Origin of the sequence: Longicatena sp. 210702-DFI.1.196, assembly GCF_020563125.1 — a bacterium.
In the GTDB taxonomy this organism is placed as follows: domain Bacteria; phylum Bacillota_I; class Bacilli_A; order Erysipelotrichales; family Erysipelotrichaceae; genus Longicatena; species Longicatena caecimuris.
Map to the genome: position 1 here is coordinate 81,659 of NZ_JAJCPX010000005.1, position 19,244 is coordinate 100,902.

The following is a 19,244-nucleotide window of genomic DNA, read 5'->3' on the forward strand; positions in this document are numbered from 1 at the left end:
AATTAATCTAAATTTCTCTTACGCTTTCTCAACATACAGAGCACGCATAAAGATGTAATAGAGCAAAGCATCAAGAAATCCCTGCGCAAACTAGCATCCATGGTAACAACATTATGCTTTACTTTTATCTTTTCATCTTTCATCACGATTGTTTTATTATGTTTAGCCGTAAATGTGATATCGTCTGCTTTTTGATAATTCTTTGGCGCATATACCTCATGAAATACATAGTTTTTGCCTTCTTCCAGATACATGACAGTATAAGGGGTTCCATCACTTGTCCATTCCGCTATCACTTGCCCATTTTGCTTATCTAGTATTTGTAAAATAGCGCCTTTTAAGTGCTTTTTATCTTTCTCATCAATCTTATCAAAGCGCATCTTTACTGGTACATTTTCAATACGGATTTCTAAAACATCCCCATGTTTCGCAACCTTTGCCTGATAAATATGATCGTTTAAAGTATAACCGGCGACTTGCTCTTTTTCCTGTACATAATACATACCTAATTCTAAATTAGCAAAATGTGCATAACCGTTTTCATCTGTTTCCTGTTCTTTCAAGATATGTGACATATCTTTTTTATCCGATAACCTAAACGTCACATTTTTCATCCTTTGGTTTTTATTTTCACTATCTACTTTATGGATCAAAAGACTGCCTCTGGCAAGTTTATTTTCTAATGTGCTTTCTGCTTGCAGATGTACAACATAATTCACCACATCTTCACCATGCCAGCCGATTTCAAAATCATATTCTTTTTCATCCAGTACATATTGGGCATTGGTCTTAAGTTCCTTTACATAATAAACACCGTTAGGTAAATCGATCATGTTTTCTAATTTTCCTGTTTTATCAATGCCACTTGTATGTAATAACGTCCCATTAGGTATCGCAACCTTTCCCATGTAATCATAAATATCTTCTCTAGCATATATACCATAAAGAACATCTAGATAAGCATCTTCATTCTTAAAAACTTCCTGTTGTTCCAAAAGTTTCGTCATATTTAAGGTAAAATGCGGACGTTCGTTATATAGGGAAGATGTATGAATCTGAAGCTTTGTTGTTTGTGCGTCTTCAATCATGAAATAATGCTTTCTAACATCTTTTACATAACCATGTGGTGTTTTCGTTTCCATGTAATAATATGCTCCACACACCAAATGCTTACTAGCAACTTCGTCCCAATCTGATTCTAAGCTTTCAACTTTTTCATCTTTATGGTAATACAAAGTATTTCCAATTTTAATGTCTTCTGCAGCATATATCGTAATTTCTGCATGCAATAGGTTTGATGTTTCCCATACCGGACTTTCCGTCTTACCAAATTCACACTGGCCAGTTACAGTTGACATAAAGATTTCACCCGTTTTTTCCCAGACCAATTGTCCTAAGACAAGTTCATCTTTCATTTCTACGAATTGCAAATCTCCACTATCTTTTATTTCGAATTCAACATCTTGTGCTAAAGCATACCCATGTGGACTAGAAATTTCATGGTGAATATAGGTGGTATTTGGTTGTAATCCTTTTACGATATGTGGCTTGATCTTGCCTTTATCATCCTTACCATCTTGTCCAGAAATCCATGTTGCAAAAACTGCCCCAGGTTCATCTTTTGGGTAAATCATCATTTGTGCACCTTCGATTTCTTCGTCATTGGTAATATCTTTTTTGGCAACTTCTACTTCCGTGATTTCATTTTCTATAAATGCTTTATATGTTATCGAAGGAATATCCTGTCCTTGGTAATGCGCATCAATCTGTTCTTCAAAATTTGTAGAAACATACCCTATTGGTGCTTTTGTTTCTTTCAATTTATACATTGAAAGCGGCAAATCACTTATTATTGGTACTTTTCCATCTTTTGATGACGTCGCAGTTTCAATACATTCATCCTTGCGAATTAACATTTTGCCATCTACCGATACGATATCTTGCATGGCATACAGTTTAAATTCTGCATTTGCTAAAGGTTGTTTCGTATCTTTATCAAGTTTTTGTACATCAAGATGAACTTTCTGCCGTTTATTCTCAAACATACCCGCCAAAGCAAACACAATAGGCACCTCTTGGGTTTCATATTGTAGAGAAACATCATGTACTTCATTGGTTTGTATGAATCCTTCTGGCGCCTGCTGTTCTTTCACCATGTAGTTTCCAAGTGGTAACAAGTTAGAATGCGCCATACCGTTTTTATCGGTTTTAATGCTTTCCACTAATTGGTTTTTCTTATACAAAAGTGTCCCGCTGTTATCTGGAGCAAAAATATCTTCTTTAGCAAATATTGCAAATTGAGCATTTGGCAACTTTCTAGTTTCATATACAAATTGTACATTTCCTTTACCATCTTTTTTTACATCAGTCAAAACTTCTCCTTGTTTTTCTACGCTTATTTTCCCTTTAACCGAGATATCTTTCATGATGATGCAAATAACAGGAGTTGTACCATCTGGCAATGTTTCATACGCCACATTGGAACTGACTTTAAATTTTACGGGTGTCGTGTTTACCAAATAAGGTTTTGGAGCATTAGTTTCTTCTAATTGATAATTCCCTGGTTCTAAAACATCTCCAGTCATTACCGTACCACTTTCATCACTTGTCCAACTATCAACATAATGAGGGAAAGGGTTCCATTCCCAATAACCAAAATATGAATTAGTATCCAAGTTTTTTATCTTAAAGGTTGCGCCAGAAACAGCAATGGTTTTTTGTGTCTGCGCATCTTGTTTGATGATAGATATCACAGCATGGAATTTCTTATCATTGAAAATACGCCACGTTTGTGGTTCTCGCTTATCTTCTTTTATGATAACCGTAAAGTCGTCAATCCTGTAATGCTCATCAGGTACCTTTGTTTCTCTTACGATATATTCTCCATAAGGTAATTCATCACTTAATGCATAGCCTTTCTGATCAGTTTTCATGATAGCTACGGTTTTACCTTCTGCATTTTTCGCAATTGGTGCTTTATCCCATGAACCAGCTTTATTTACATCTGCTTTTAATTTGATTGTAAATTCCGCACATTCTAATAGATCAGTCTCCCCAGACCCATGATCTGATATTTTAATAAGTTCAAATGCTTGTGCTTTCACTCTTTCTAAAACAGTCTGTTTCTTGGTAATGATTGCTTCACTTTGATTTACATAGTCAAGAATAACATTGTATGTTGTAGTATCTAAAGTATAGCCTTTACTTGGAGTAATTTCTTTAATGTAATAAGCACCTAGATATAAACCATCTTTTGATGCATTACCATCTGCATCCGTCGTCATAGTAGCCACTTTATCATCTGGCTTATAAAGAATCTCACCATCTGCTGGATCCAAGATATTGTCTTTTGCATAGATACCATAAATCGCATTCGCAAGAGTAGCATCACCCAATGGCTGCTTCCCTGTCTTACTATCTTCCTTACTTATCATTATCTTTCCAGGTGTTCGTACATTAGCAAATTCCGCTGTATAAGTTTTTCCTTCTTCACGTATCTGATACTTAATTTTGGTTTCTGAGTACGCATAACCATAAGGTGCTGTTTTTTCTTTCAAATAATAATCACCATAACGCAATAGATCCGTTTTAGCCTTACCAGCGCTATTTGTAGTGATGGTATCAATGAAAGAGTCATCAGATGCCCTATATACTTCAAACACGGTATGTGCTTTTACGATTGTCTTACCTGACTTACTATCTTTCTTCACTACCTGAATATATCCTTCAATCGGCTTATCTTCAACTGTGACTTGGCTATTTTGATCTTCAGTTTTGATTGTGGCATTATAAATACGTGTACTCAATACATATCCTTCTGGAGCTACGATTTCTTTTATGGTATAACTTCCATAAGTTAATGCTTTAGATCTTACATAAGTACCAGCTTTTGTCGTTAATTGTTGCACTTCTTTTCCGTCAGCATCATAAATGCCATAGATTGCTCCACCGATAGATGCACCATTCAAGCTATCTTTCTTCTTAATTTCGATATAGCCTTCAATTGGTTTATCTTCTGCATTAATGGTGATAACTTCTTCATTTTCTGAAACCGTCACAGGATATTTTGTTGAATTTAAGACATATCCTTCAGGAGAAGCAATCTCTTTCACATAATAATTACCAAAGCGTAGATAGCCAGATTCTGCATATCCTGTAGCTCTGGTAACTAAACGCTGTAATTCTTGGTTTTGTTCATTATAGATACCGTAAGTAGCACCTTCGATTTGTTTTCCATTCTTACTATCAAATTTCCGTAATTTTAATTTGCCTTGTTTCCATTTGTTTGTAGCTGTATAAGTAGCTGTTTTATTAGCTTCAATAGTAACTGAATGGATTGTATTATCTAAAATCAGATGATTAGGAACTTTTGTTTCTTGAATGTAGTATTTGCCTGGAAGTAATTCATTAGCAGTAACTGTTCCATCTTCTCCGGTTGTATAAGTACCTACAGAAGAACTCATATCTTCATTTTTAGATACCTTAAAACTGGTACCTGCTACTTTATTCCCATCTTCATCTATTTTAGCAAGTTTAAGAGAGCCATATTTATTCACCTTTACATCAATATATGCAAAAGTAGGGTCATTCACCAAAAATACTGCCGTCTTTTGATGACCTGCAACACCATCCCAATACATAATGGAATCTCCTTGTTTTGATGATGGTACATTTGATAAGATAATTTCTGAATTATCTTTCGCAGATGCAGTTGCAGTAATGGTTAATTTGTTGCCACTCTTAGTCACGCTCAATCCATCACTTGATTTTACGTTATATTTAGATAAAATTCCTTTTGTATCAGTCAAGGTAATTGATTCACCAATATCTAAAGTATAAGAATTACTATCAAATGATGGTTTTGTGTAATAATCATTAACATCATCCATGATCTGATTTTCAAGAGAAGTCATACTCTCACCACTAACCTGAATATAGTCACGGCGATAACCTAAGACCTTTTCCCAAATCAAATTCTGTGTAGCGGCTGCCCACTTCTTATCGGTTCTACCACTATAGCCATAACCATAATAAGAGATATGGGATAGCTTTTTAATTAATGTTTGAGATAAAGTTTTATCTATATCGTGTATCCCATAAGATACTCCTTCTGGATATCCTACCCCTGGTTCAATACAGTACACATGTTCACCATCACGATATAGCATAGCACCTTGTCCATACGCTTCACCAGCCATACTCCAACCATCCATATACTTTAATGATGTATTTCCTGCAGCATGTATAGGGGCACTATTATTTAACATCGTTGTCAAACACACCGTTCCTGCCAAGGCTAGTTTTGGCAATTTTTTTAATTTGTCTAATAAGCCCATTTCACATTTCCTCCTTTATTGCTTATCTCTGTAACCCTCTTTCATTCAAAAAGCCCAGCAATGCCGGGCTATGGTGGTTTCATCCTAAAATAGTACATGTTATTTATTTTCCTCCTTGCAGCAATAGAAAAAGAGAGCGATTGCTCTCTTTACATATACATAATATTTTAATTTATTTTTCTAAGTTTAATGTTCCATATCCCAAAAGATTGTATAAGCTTGGACATGATTTATATTATTAAATAAAGGACCGGCAGTAAAACCCTTCATCCAGTATGGACTTTTCCTATCTAATGCCAGTCTTTCGCCATCATCCATTGCAGCTTCTATCGTTGGATAAACACCATAACCTCCTTTATAATTCAAAATCGCATTACAAGGTTTGTAAGGATCTTTTCCTAACGGACATAATTTCCCATCATCTTTCTTATTACCGGAAGGTTTATCCGTTTTATTTCCTGAAGAAGACGTATCATTCTTAGCAGGTGCCTTATTTGTGCTATTTGATTCATTAGATTTATTCGTATTGTTTGTAATATTGGTGTTGTTGTTATTAGACTGTCCCGAAACATTCGATGTATTAGAATTGCTAACTCCATTATTTGTAGGTTCACTTACAGGTCTCACAACCTTCTTTTTCTTTACCACAACTTTGAAGCTTTCTTTTGCTTCATTACCATTTACATCTTTTGCAAATACCATCACTTCATAGGTTCCTGCTTTTTTTGTGTTCAGTTTGCCGCTATCTATATAATAACCATTCTTTTCAGTTTTCTTATCACTATATGCTAAATCACCATCTACAGGATCTTTTACAGTTTTTATATTATTTCTAACATCGTATTTCTCGCCTGCATTTAGAGTAACAACTTTTTTCTTAAACTTTATGATTGGATATGCGGTATCCTCAACATCTATCACCATTTGTTTTTCAAGAGTTCTGCTTCCATCTGTAAATGTAACTTTCACTTCTTGTCGTCCTATTTTATTAATATCTAGATCCTCAATCTTAGAAACGCTCACATTCTTGTTCGATTTCTTAGCATCAATCAAAACATTCTTATGAATCGCATGACCATACTCAATAACGATGTTGTCATTTATCGTTACATCAAGCTCTGGTGTACAGCCAATACAGAACACACATAAAATGAAAAGATATCTCAACTTTTTCATATTCTCCCTCCTATACCATCACTATATCATATTTCCTTACTTTTCTATAATATAATTTCCATAATAAAATTCTTATAAAATCTTCATGACTCAGCCTGAACACTTTTTGACATTATCATTGTAACATGGAAAGATGTGCAGAAAACTTGCAATTCACTGGCAAAAAACTCGCAAAAAAAAGACACACACGAATTATGCATGTCTAGAAGTCAATTTATTTTACTTCAATAATCTTCATGGTATTTGTTGCACCATTTCCAACAGGATATCCCGCAACTATAATAATTGTTTCGCCAACTTTGATTCCATGTTCTTTAGCAATTGCACGTGCCAGTTCACATTCATTGTTCTGATTATTTGCAATTTCAGAAAGAACAGTTGTAACACCCCAGTTCATAGCTAATGAACGTTGTGTCTTTTCATCGAAAGTAACAGCAATTACTGGTGCCTCCGGACGGAATTTAGAAATACGGCGTGCCGTTGTACCACTCTGTGTAAAAGCAATTACCGCAGCAACATCCAATGCCATAGCTGTATCTGCTACAGAAATAGCGATTGCATCATTTTTTGTACGCTGTGAAGTTTTAATACTTGCTTTTAAACGTTCACGATATGGTAACGTTGGTTCCATCACCTTAGCAATGCGATCCATCGTCTGTACAGCTTCAATTGGATAAGCGCCGGCAGCTGATTCACCACTCAGCATAATTGCATCTGTTCCATCTAACACAGCATTGGCAACATCACTTGCTTCTGCACGTGTAGGGCGTGGATTTCCTTGCATACTTTCTAACATATGTGTTGCTGTAACAACTGGTTTTCCCATTTCATTTGCCGTTTTAATAATCTGTTTCTGATAAATTGGTACTAATTCCAATGAAACATCAACACCTAAGTCACCTCTGGCAACCATAACACCATCCGCAACATCTAAGATTTCTCTTAAATTATCGAAACCTTCTTGATTCTCGATTTTTGGAATAATCTGAATATCTGGTTTTCCTTCTTCACGAAGAATTTTACGGATTGCCAACACATCTTCTTTACGTCTAGTAAAAGATGCAGCGATATAGTCAACACCCATTTTACATCCGAAACGGATATCAGCATCATCTTTTGCAGAAATAAACGGCATGCTTAAACGCACTCCTGGCAAGTTACAGCCTTTTCTGCTTTTCAATGTATGTGGATTCTCGATACGGCATTTTAATTCGCCTTCTCTTTTTTCAAGAATTGTCAGACGGCATTTACCATCATCAATTAAAATCGTTCCATTCACTTCTACATCGTTAAATACTTCTGGACATTGAATGTGGAATTTTTCATGTGTTCCCAACATTTTTTCACGTACGATGGTAATAATTTCTCCTGTTTCATACGTTTCAGATCCATTTTCAAAGTCACCTAAACGAACCTCTGGTCCTTTTGTATCTAATAAGATTGCAACATTCTTTCCTGTTTCTTTAACAACTTCGCGAATGTTTTTGATACGGTTACCATGTTCTTCATAATCCCCGTGAGAGAAGTTCAAACGGATGATATTCATACCGTTTTCAACCAGCTTCGTCATCATTTCTTTGCTTTCGGATGCTGGCCCGATCGTACAAATAATTTTAGTTTTTCTGTTTTCAATCATAAACTGTTTCCTTTCCTAATAACCTATTTACCTTTTATATGCTATACCAGACGCTCAAACAGATTCTGCAACTTCTTACGTGATTCTCTTGGCGTATTCAATGCCTCTTCAATAGGAACTGCAATAATCTGATTGTCTTTAATGCTGACACATTGTCCTCCAATACCCTGCATCAGCAAATCAACTGCTTTTTCACCCATACGGCTCGCTAACACACGATCCGTCGGTGTTGGTGATCCTCCACGCTGTACGTGGCCTAACACGGTGGCTCTGCCGGAAAACCCGGTATTTAAACTTACCTTCTTGGCAAATTGGTGAACATCGGTAATTTTTTCTGAAATCACAACAATTGCATGACGTTTCTTTTTGATCAAATCTAAATCACGCAATCTCTCCAGCACTTCGCCTTCCTCAAAGCCGGTTGAAGATGTAATAACGATTTCAGCACCGCACGCAATGCCTGACCAAATGGCCAAATCACCACAGCGGTTTCCCATGACTTCAACAATGGAGCATCGATGATGAGAGCTTGATGTGTCTCGCAATTTATCGACTGCTTCAACTATTGTCGTTAAGGCTGTATCAAAACCAATCGTAAAGTCCGTACAAGTGATGTCATTATCAATTGTGCCAGGTAAACCGATACAATTAATACCCATTTCAGTCAGTGCTAAAGCACCACGATAGGAACCATCACCACCGATAACAACGATTGCTTCTATTCCACGTTTTTTCAGCTGCTGCACTGCTTTTTCGCGTACATCCGGATCTTTAAATTCCGGCAATCTAGCAGAGCCTAGAATCGTTCCGCCGCGATCGATGATCTCACCGACACTGGCTTTTGTTAAAGGTTCAATATATCCCTCTACCATACCCTTGTATCCATCATAGATACCAAAGACTTCGATTCCACTGTTCAGTGCAACTCTTGTGACGGCGCGAATTGCTGCGTTCATTCCCGGTGCATCTCCACCAGAAGTTAAAACACCTATGCGTTTTACCATAAAAATTCCTCCATTCACGGTTATTATGATACCATTTTCTTACAATTTTTACTAGCATTTATTTCCTTCTTGAATTACCTTTTACAAAAATTTCAGTTGATAATGTAGAAATTCGCTCTAAAAGCCGTTCTGCAGCCATTGGCTCCATCTGTTTTCCATTACCCAGTGCCCATTTTTCCTTTAATTCCTGCATCCGATAATTACTTGTAAAAATTGTTAATTTCTTACCTTCCATACGCCCATCTAAGATAGGCAATAGGATATCATCACGACTCCATGAGGTAACACTTTCTCCACCAATATCATCCAAAACTAAAACATCTACATGCCGTATACTAGCCAGTTTTGCTTCCATAGCTAGCGGTTCTTGAAACATCATTTTTAAATCAGATATGAGCTTTGGTACATTGACAAAAGATACACTACGCTTTTTTTTCGCAAAATAATTACACATACCGGCGGCTAAATAGCTTTTCCCTGCTCCCGGTTTCCCCCATAAGTATAACCCTTTTGAGCTATCTTCATCCATGATGGTCTGCAATACCTGCATGACAACGCCTTTATATTCACCGCTTTCTTCTTTTAGATCCAGTTTTGCCAGATCCACACATAAATAGGATTGTGGCATATCACATTGGCGATATTGTTTTTCATGCGCATATAACTTTTGTTGTTCGATTTGATAATGACAAGGCACCAGTACATTTTGTAAGATACCATCATAGCGTAACTCCATACGTGTTCCTGTCATCGGTTGACGACAAAAGCTTATGCCCTGGCAATGCTCACATTTCTTCATTACATCGCAATAATCTTGAAATCTTCCACTATGTGCTTCGACAAAAGCAGCAGTTTGATCATACTGTTTCAGCCATTGTTTAATCTGTGGTTGCTTTATAAGAGCAGCCACACGCTTTTGTTTTGCTTTTTTTTGTTCTTCACTTAATGTGAAGGAAAACTCCACAGGTTCCATCATTATTCACCTCGCAGTCGCTCCATCATCTCTTCTAATTCTTTATCATCTACCGTCTTGTTAGCCTTTTCACTGCCTTCATCCTCTTGTTGAAACCATTCCGGCAGTTCCTTCTTCTTTGTTTTAATTGGTTTTTGTTCTTCTTCCTTAATATGTGCTAATGCTTTTTCACTCGTATCAATGTTTAAACGTACCCAAACACTAGCGATTTTTTCAACATATGACTTACTGAAACGCTGATTTGTTTTTTCCAATACATATTCAATCAATACATTTACAACTTCTGGTTTCATCTTAAAATCAGTGATTAGCGTTTCTATCAAATAGGCATCACTGCGGCTAACTTCAATCCCATGCTGCTTACTTTGTAAAAAGCGCACCGGTGGTAAAGCATATGGATTTTTCACATCAAGATCAACCATAACACTGCGTTTGGCATTGCGCACCTTACGTTTCAATAGTTCGGCATTTAATGTATTATCTTTTAAATTCATACTTTGCGATACATATTTTCGCATATCCATTTCTGAAATACCATGAATAGTGGCCAATTCTCCAATTAAGCGAAGATTTTTTTGATTGCGACAGGTAAGCGGAAACAGTGTTTTTGAATATCCTGTTAAAAAGCGATCATAATTGAAACTTAATGGAATATCGCTCATCCGCTGCATATCATCCTCATCTGGCTTTAATTTCTGAAAATTCTCTTCTTCACTGTCTTTCCACTGATCTTTAATGATATTTTCAAAAGGCATGGTGATTTCCTGATATTCTTCCTTATCTTCCAAATCATGAGCAAAGCACAGTTTATTGAATTCATATACCTGTTTTCCCATTTGTTTAAGATATAAACGGCCAAACACCTCATGTCGTAAGAATGTATTACCTTCTTTTGGCATGAATACCTGATAAACATATTGATCATCAACAGCACGATAATACGTTTTTACTAACAGATATTGTTCCAAAATATGGCGATTTTTCTCAATGACCTCTTTGCTGAGACCACTGATTTTTTCTATCAAGAGATGATTGCGTATTTTTTGGTTTCTTGTGCCAATGGCAACCATGGTGCTATAAAGTATCGCTGCATCTTGACCAATCAAAGGATAATACAGCATGACAAACGCAGCATGGCGTTCCTGTGTCATTTCGCCGATGACTTCAATGCGGCATTTCGTCATAGCCCCCACAGCATCACCTCCTAATTACTTTCAGTATATCACAAATCTGCCTTTCCAGATTTTCTTTATTCGAATTATTATACAAAACAACATCCGCTTTCGCTATCTTAGCTTCTTGCGACATTTGATGTGCTAAGCGTCGCTTCGCCTCTGCTTGTGATATATGACGATACTTCATCAAACGTTCTAATAAAAGCGAGTTTTCACAAGCCACGACCCATACAGCATCAAAAAAGGCTTCCCAACCTACTTCAAATAGCAATGGTACTTCAACAACAACGATTTTCTCATCCGCATGTAATAAGAGTTCCTGCTCAATTTTGGCTTTGATCAAGGGATGCAAGATGGCTTCAGCCTGTTGTTTATGTAAAGGATCTTTAAAAATTAAATCACTCATGAGCTGTTTATCAAGCTCTTCATGCTCATCTAGCAATTGATTACCAAAAGTCGCTATTAGCTTAAGATAACCTTCTTCTCCTTTTTCAAGGAGCTTCGCATTGATAGCATCACAATCTAAAACGGTAATACCTTTTTCTTTTAATATTGCGATCACACTGGATTTACCAGCTCCCATCACTCCGGTCAAACCTATTTTTTTCATCGTTTTCGCTGGCATGTCGGACAATAACAGGTACCTCTGGTCGCTACTGTTATTTTTTTGATTTCTCCTTGACATACCGGGCATTTCTCTCCTTTTTTCGCATGTACTTTTAATTTCAATTGAAACCTTCCATCCACGCCAAGACTTGAGGTGTAAGAACGTATTGTCGTACCTCCATAACGAATAGCCCCCTGTAAGATTCTTCTCGTTTCCTGCAACAGCCGTTCAAAATCTTTTTTTCGTAAATGATAAATCTTAGTTTCTGGATGCATACCTAGTGCAAAGCAAATTTCATCAGCATAAATATTACCAATTCCTGCAATTACGCTTTGATCCAGTAGAGCAGCTTTTAATACGATCTTTCGTTTATGTAATGCATGATATAAATAAGTGGGTGTTAAACGTTCATCAAAGGCATCTAAGCCAATATTTTGAAAGCATGGATACTGATGGATATCCTTACGTTTCTCATATAAATACATTTTGCCGAATTTGCGAGTATCATGATAGCGCAATTGTCTGCCATCCTGTAAATCAAACAGCACATGCACATGCTTATCATAAGGCTCATCACTTTTTTGAATATAAAACTTCCCTTCCATGCGCATATGGGCAATCCACATCATGGAACCTAAATCAAATAATAAATACTTACCATAACGTTCATAATGCTGAATCGTTTTGCCTTTGATCTGTGCACAGAACGTTTGGGGTGTAGGATAAGCAATAATGTTATCCCATAATACATGACAATCCTTGATCGTCACATTGCCCAGTTGATGTTCTAAGGTCCTGACTACAGTTTCTACCTCAGGTAATTCTGGCATATCTTCACCTACTTTGCATCATACCAACTCTTGCCGATATTTGCTTGTGCAATGAGCGGTACTTTTAATTTCATAACATTTTGCATGCCTTCTTCTACAATTTGTGTCATCTTATCAATTTCATCTTCACATACATCAAAGATAAGCTCATCATGAATCTGTAAAATCATACGCGATTTCACCTTTTCTTCCTGCATTTTTTGATAGATGTGTATCATCGCCATTTTAATCAGATCTGCAGCGCTTCCTTGTATTGGTGCATTCATAGCCGCCCGTTTTCCAAATTCACGCATCATATAATTTTTATCTGCTATCTCTTTTATGTAACGACGTCGATTATATAATGTTTTCACATAGCCATGTTCTTCACAGTAAGCAATAGTCGCATCCATAAAGGTTTTGATCTTCGGATAGGAAGCAAAGTATTTTTCAATAAAGGTATGAGCTTCTTTCCGTGAAATGCCCAATTGCTCACTTAGACCGAAATCACTTTGTCCATAGACAATACCAAAATTCACGGTTTTCGCACTGCGACGCATATTGGCATCTACTTCATCATGTGAAACATCAAATATTTGCATGGCTGTTTTGGTATGAATATCGATATCATGGTTAAACGCATCGATCATCTGTTCCTCATCTGCCATATGTGCCAACATCCGCAATTCAATCTGTGAATAATCAGCAGATAACAGAACATGTCCCTCACTTGCCACAAAGGCTTTGCGGATACCTTTTCCTTCTTCATTACGTACGGATATATTTTGTAAATTAGGTTCTGAAGACGATAATCGTCCCGTCTGTGTCTGAATCTGATTGAAAAGCGTATGTATTTTCCCATCTGCCAAAATATGTTTTGCCAAACCGATTGCATATGTACTATAAATCTTCTGATATTTGCGATGCTCCAACAACAGAGGAATGATTGGATGTACATGCACAAGTTTTTCTAAGACATCGGCTGCTGTACTACGTTTCTTGCCTGCCTTTAAACCTAATTCATCATACAATACAGATGCCAACTGCTTAGGTGAATTGATATTGAACTCCATCCCTGCTATTTCATAAATCTGCAAACTTAACGCGTTGATCTTAGCTTCTGTTTCATCGGCAATTTTTTGTAAAACTGCCTTATCACAATATACGCCTTCTTTTTCCATGGCATACAATACGCGCGTTAATGGCATCTCAATTGTATCAAACAAATCCTTCATTTCCATTTCTTGCAAGGTTTCATCTAATAAAGCTACAATACTATATAAATTTTCTGCCTGCAACATAGCATATTTGCTTTGTTGCGCAAAATCGATGAGTTTTGGCTTCCCTTTTTTGCCATAGATATCCTCTTTATGAATACTTTGATCAAAGTGATATTTTTCTGCCAACTTCTCATAATCAGAAATGGTTTGATCAACTAAAAAGGCTGCCAGCATAATATCAAAGTTCACATCTGCTGCGATTAGGTTATTTTTATGACAAGCATGATAGAAGTTTTTCGCATCATAAACCGCCTTGTCATTTTTTGTAGCTAGATACTGTAAAAACGCCGGATCTTTTCTTGCATCTTCTAAAGTGATGTATTCATTTTTATTTTCTTTGCTTAATGCAAAACCATATAATGTAGCATCATAATAATTTTCATTATCGATATCTGCATAAACAACACTATGTCCATCATAAAATGCTTCTGATATCTTTTGCACTACTGCATAGGTTCCATCACGCGTTACCTCTTCTTTTTTACGTGTATTTTTTGCAAAACTATTCATTTCATATTTTATATAAAAATCATGCAGTTCTTCTTTGGGAGGCTGCAGCATCAACGCTGTAATATCAATAGGCAAGGTTTCATCGGTTTTAATTGTTGCCAGATATTTTGATAAAAAGGCTTTTTCCCTATCTGTTTCCAATTTTTCTTTCAGTTTTCCTTTGATTTCCTCAATGTGAGCATAAACATTATCAACGGTATCATATTCCTTTAACAGTTTTAATGCTGTCTTTTCGCCAATACCTTTTACCCCTGGGATATTGTCTGCACTATCTCCCATCAATGCTTTCAAATCGATAATCTGTGAAGGCTTAATCCCCATTGTCTCCATCAATTTTTCTTCATTCATGACCTCAATTTCACTGATACCTTTTTTCATTAGATAGACATCGGTCGTAGGATCAATCAATTGTAATAAATCTCGATCACTTGATAAAATATGAATCTCTAATTCAGGATGCTGTCGTGCCATGCAGCCTATGATATCATCTGCCTCAATACCATCGCATTCATAACGCTGTAAACCATACGCATCCAAATATTCACGAGCAATTGGAAACTGCACGATCAATTCTTGATCTAATTCTTTACGTGTCCCTTTATACTCCGTATAAGTTTCATGGCGAAAGGTTGGTTTTCCACTATCCCAAGCCACTAACACCATATCCGGATGTATCATATCAAAGGCTTTATTAATCATTGTGATAAAGCCATATACTGCATTTGTCGGTATTCCATTGCTGGTTTTCATCATGCGTCCATATACGGTTGCATAATAGGCACGAAACAGCATGGAATTTCCATCAATTAATAATAGTTTTTTCATAAGCTCCTCCATATTTATTTACATTGCTTTCGATAGCATGCATTTTTATCTTTTCTTGATTATTTTACCACGTCATAGCACTTCTAGCACGCTTTCTACTTGGAAAGTAAGAAAACTTTATCCTGCTATAACACTGCTGATTGCTCTTTTTTATATGACAATCCACTACATCTTTGCTTCTTAATGAATCTTTCTTTTATGATTTCATGATGCATTTCTAAACAAAACATGTTGCAATGCCTTTACATCTTCTTCTTTATATCCTTATCCATGAGAGCGAATGGAACATGCTTAATTTGCATAGTATTACAGCAAACGCAAGAAAAAGGTCGTGTTGACCTTTTACGATGCAATGGATTCTAAGGTTTCCAAATTTTTATACATGATCGACATATAGTCTTTTCCAGCCTTTTGATCACTTTCTTTTAAACTGGATACATTATTTAACTCAACGGGAATTAAACCAAGCTCCTGGATTAATTTTTCTCTGAGCCTTACCATATCTTCTGGCAAATTAGATTCCATTGCCATATAACGCACATGATCATTTCGAATACGCTTTTTTATGATTTCTAACTGATCCTTGGTTGGCAAGGCACCATATTTTGATAAAATGACCGGATATACTTCTATACCATAAGACTTCTGCCAATTTCCAAAACTTGGCGTCATGGATACAAAAGCAATATTTTTATGCTGATCGTGAATACTTTGAAAATCGGCATCTAAACGAGCAAGATCCATTTCCAATTGATCATAATTTTCATCAAAGATCTTCTGATATACCGGATATTTATCAACCAGATAATCGCGTATATCACTCGCCATGCTGGTCATGGCAACCGGATCCATCCACAACATAGGGTCATTATCATAAGTTTCTACACTGTCAAAACTTTCTCCTTCATAATAAGGCGACTCTACGATAGCACTGACATCATTTACATAGGTCGTTGTATATCGTTGAAATTTATAGATGGCACTTTTAGTAGCCAAATCTACCATATCCGTCTCTTTACGAATATCATCCGCATACATCTGCATATAAGGCTCTAAGGAGCCAATGTAAAACAATGCATCTGCAGATGCTAGAATATCCTTATAATTCGCTTTGATCTGTGCTCGTTGGATCATTGTATTTTCGCTTATATCCTGACTTTTTACATTATCAGCGCCAATGCGTTCTACTAAATACTGTACTGGATATACAGTGGTTGCAACACTTGGCGTTTTTTCTTCACAACCGCTTACTAAAAGAATGCTCAGCAAGGAAACAAATAGTAATTTCTTTTTCATAAGGTCTATGCCTCCTTGCCTCAAATTATAACATAATTCGCAACTATCGCCTACTCCTGTTTTCAAAGAAATACGACTTCAGCCACTCTTCCTCTTTCATCCATCCGCGCGAACATTTTAAGATATTATAGCGTCCCCGATATAAGTCATGATGCTCATGGAAAAGAGGCGGATAAGGGATTGGGTGCAGCAAACGATAATGATAGAAACGCAGAGTATCACAAGGCAAATTTTTCCAAGCGACATATTGTTCACATAGTAAACAGATGCACAATAACCACATCGAAATACCCTTACAAAAAGAAGAACACATAAAGAAAAGCAACAGCAAAAAGCTGCCGAAATAACAAATACGATTCGCAGTTTGAAATGGAAAAAAGCAATGCAAAAAATTTTGTAACAGACGTGCTCCGTCCAAAGGATAAATCGGCAATAAATTAAATACAAGCAATGCGGCATTGATCTGTAACAGATACGTATAAAATGCCAGTGATAAAACACCTTGTTGATACAGAAAGGAAAGAAGCAATGGCTGTAGCATATGAGTGAATGGACCGGCTGCTAATATAAGTGTTTCCTTGATTAAGCTGCCATAGCCAATATAAGATATCTGAGCGGCCAAACCAAAAGGATATATGATAATTTTTCGAATTGGATAATGAAAAAGCCGGGCAATCAAAATATGCGCCAGCTCATGAATGGTCAACATCATAAAAATATACAGAACGATTTTTTGCATAGGTACGATCCGTAATAGGAACAGATATGGCAACCATAAAATGGATATACTAAACGGAATTTTCCGCAAGACCTTTTTCATAGGAAATCTCCTTATTATCTTTTAGAAAATCAATCGTTATATGATTTTCATACGTGCCTAGCATCTTCCCTTTCAGAATACGTTCATCAGCCTTTACATTGACTTCTTTTAAATGTCCATAGGTTGTCACAACACCATTATCCTGTTTTAAAGATACACTGCATTCTCCAGAATCACTCCGTTGTACATGAAGTACTACACCATTAAAAACCGCATATGCACTATTTGTGCCATTTTGATATTGATTATCCTTGATTGGCGTATAGGCAGGTGCAGCACTGACAGCTTCTTCTTTTAAAGAAAACCAATTATCAAAAGGTATCCATTGTGTCAGTGAATCCAATTTGAAATTTTGAATATATGCCGGCATCTCGATCAGCTTCAGCTTGGCATTTAACATTAACGCCAACACGACCACACAAATCCCCATTGCCAGCATCACCGTATGATAAAACAGGCGAAATAGGGAGAATGAGTGTTCCTTTTCTGTTGCTTGTGTTCCTCTTCGTTTACGTATACGTTTTCTTACATCATTCAGATCGCTCATATCATCCCTCCTACAATACAGCATATGCAAAAACATAACCAACTAGAACAGGGTAACAGGATAAAAAAAAGAGGAAATGCATCCTCTTCTTGGTGTTATGTAGATGGTGTATCGTCTATTTCTGTTTTCATCGCCTGATTAAAGGTGCTATGTTCATGACGTTGTTGATACAATTCACTCGTTGTTTTAATAGCAATCACAAGTGGTACAGATACCATGATGCCGACGACATTGCCAATAACTCCTCCGGCAAATACCGCAAATAACGTAATTAACGGTCCTAATGCACTTCGTTTCTCATGAACAATTGGCGAAATGACATAGTTATCCACGTTGCTTAATACGATAATACCAATGATCAAGGCTGCCAAATTGCTTGATGGAAGTGTCAGCCCGGTCAAAATACCGATAGCATTTGCCACAGTACCGCCAATATAAGGGATTACCGCGCCAAGTGCTGAAATGATTCCAATAATCAGCCAGTCATGATGACCGACACAGTAATAAAAGGCACAATATTCAACAAAACGAATCAAAATCAATAAGGCCATGCTTTTTAAATAAACCGTAACATTTTCATCAATCTCATGTAAATAAATATCACTGTTTGGAATAAACAAATGAAAAGCTTTTTTCACATAACCTTTCATACGGTCAAAATCAAACAGCATATAAATGGCAATGATGATCGTAAATAAAATATTTGTCACATAATCCAAAATCGTACTCATCCAAGATGGCAGGCTTGATACAAGTCCCGGCATCCAATCATCATAAGCTTCCAGCAATTTAATGATATTGTCGGTTAGACTATTCACAAGTGAGAAATCTTTTAGATTACCAATTTCTTTAATCTTAAAGCTGATCCATTGCACACCTTGAATCAAGGAAGAAATGAATTCATTGATTTTCGCATATAGCATAGGCAGCAATAAGACAATCAATATCACCAAAATCACCAAAATGATGATCCATAGCAGTAAGATACTGAAATTTTTATTTAACCCTTTTGCCTTCATATATAAAACAAGCGGATTCATGATGTACGCCAAAGCAAAGCCATATAAGAATGGCTGTAAAACACTATAAGCAATACTCATCCAATTTCCCCAAATGCGCTGTGTCTGCATGAGCAGAAACAAAATGATCAAGACTCCGATGATCTTCGCCATCGCATATAAAGAGAACCGCTCATCTATTTTCCTTAATATTTTTTTCAGCATTTGAACACCTAGCTTTCTATTTGTTAT

General features: G+C 36.5%; 13 protein-coding genes. All 13 read right to left on the bottom strand.

The features are described from left to right. Positions 1 to 2: 2 nt before the first annotated feature. The 13 genes from LI241_RS03940 to LI241_RS04000 all read right to left on the bottom strand — a co-directional run bounded on the left by LI241_RS03940 (position 3) and on the right by LI241_RS04000 (position 19,217). The gene (locus tag LI241_RS03940; protein ID WP_227151014.1) at positions 3 to 5,336 is read right to left on the bottom strand and encodes a SpaA isopeptide-forming pilin-related protein; all 5,334 of its coding nucleotides are present in this window, start codon (positions 5,334 to 5,336) and stop codon (positions 3 to 5) included. A 186-nt stretch (positions 5,337 to 5,522) separates the two neighbouring features. Continuing rightward, the gene (locus LI241_RS03945; protein ID WP_008687947.1) at positions 5,523 to 6,512 is read right to left on the bottom strand and encodes a hypothetical protein; all 990 of its coding nucleotides are present in this window, start codon (positions 6,510 to 6,512) and stop codon (positions 5,523 to 5,525) included. A gap of 214 nt (positions 6,513 to 6,726) precedes the next feature. After that, positions 6,727 to 8,148: a pyruvate kinase gene (gene pyk / locus LI241_RS03950; protein WP_008687943.1), complete on the bottom strand. Its 1,422-nt coding sequence runs from the start codon at positions 8,146 to 8,148 to the stop codon at positions 6,727 to 6,729. A gap of 41 nt (positions 8,149 to 8,189) precedes the next feature. After that, positions 8,190 to 9,152, bottom strand: coding sequence for a 6-phosphofructokinase (gene pfkA, locus LI241_RS03955; RefSeq protein WP_008687942.1), 963 nt, complete (start codon positions 9,150 to 9,152; stop codon positions 8,190 to 8,192). A gap of 58 nt (positions 9,153 to 9,210) precedes the next feature. Next, positions 9,211 to 10,128, bottom strand: coding sequence for an ATP-binding protein (locus tag LI241_RS03960; RefSeq protein WP_008687941.1), 918 nt, complete (start codon positions 10,126 to 10,128; stop codon positions 9,211 to 9,213). After that, a complete protein-coding gene (locus tag LI241_RS03965) occupies positions 10,128 to 11,309 on the bottom strand; it encodes a DnaD domain protein (protein WP_008978542.1) in 1,182 nt (393 codons plus the stop codon). The genes LI241_RS03960 and LI241_RS03965 overlap by 1 nt, the downstream gene beginning before the upstream one ends. A 13-nt stretch (positions 11,310 to 11,322) precedes the next feature. After that, the gene (coaE, locus tag LI241_RS03970) at positions 11,323 to 11,910 is read right to left on the bottom strand and encodes a dephospho-CoA kinase (protein WP_008687939.1); all 588 of its coding nucleotides are present in this window, start codon (positions 11,908 to 11,910) and stop codon (positions 11,323 to 11,325) included. Then, positions 11,907 to 12,737: a DNA-formamidopyrimidine glycosylase gene (gene mutM, locus LI241_RS03975; protein ID WP_008687938.1), complete on the bottom strand. Its 831-nt coding sequence runs from the start codon at positions 12,735 to 12,737 to the stop codon at positions 11,907 to 11,909. Before mutM ends, coaE begins: the two co-directional genes overlap by 4 nt. Before the next feature lie 8 nt (positions 12,738 to 12,745). Continuing rightward, a complete protein-coding gene (gene polA / locus LI241_RS03980) occupies positions 12,746 to 15,331 on the bottom strand; it encodes a DNA polymerase I (RefSeq protein WP_008687937.1) in 2,586 nt (861 codons plus the stop codon). A 342-nt stretch (positions 15,332 to 15,673) separates the two neighbouring features. After that, entirely contained in the window at positions 15,674 to 16,627 is a 954-nt protein-coding gene (locus tag LI241_RS03985; RefSeq protein WP_008687935.1) for a metal ABC transporter substrate-binding protein, read from the bottom strand. Between the two features lie 43 nt (positions 16,628 to 16,670). Then, positions 16,671 to 17,447, bottom strand: a complete 777-nt coding sequence (locus LI241_RS03990; protein WP_008687933.1) for a site-2 protease family protein — start codon at positions 17,445 to 17,447, stop codon at positions 16,671 to 16,673. Continuing rightward, complete coding sequence (locus LI241_RS03995) at positions 17,416 to 17,994, bottom strand: M23 family metallopeptidase (RefSeq protein ID WP_008687931.1); 579 nt, start codon at positions 17,992 to 17,994, stop codon at positions 17,416 to 17,418. The genes LI241_RS03990 and LI241_RS03995 overlap by 32 nt, the downstream gene beginning before the upstream one ends. Before the next feature lie 95 nt (positions 17,995 to 18,089). Next, positions 18,090 to 19,217: an AI-2E family transporter gene (locus LI241_RS04000; RefSeq protein WP_008687928.1), complete on the bottom strand. Its 1,128-nt coding sequence runs from the start codon at positions 19,215 to 19,217 to the stop codon at positions 18,090 to 18,092. Positions 19,218 to 19,244 lie beyond the last annotated feature (27 nt).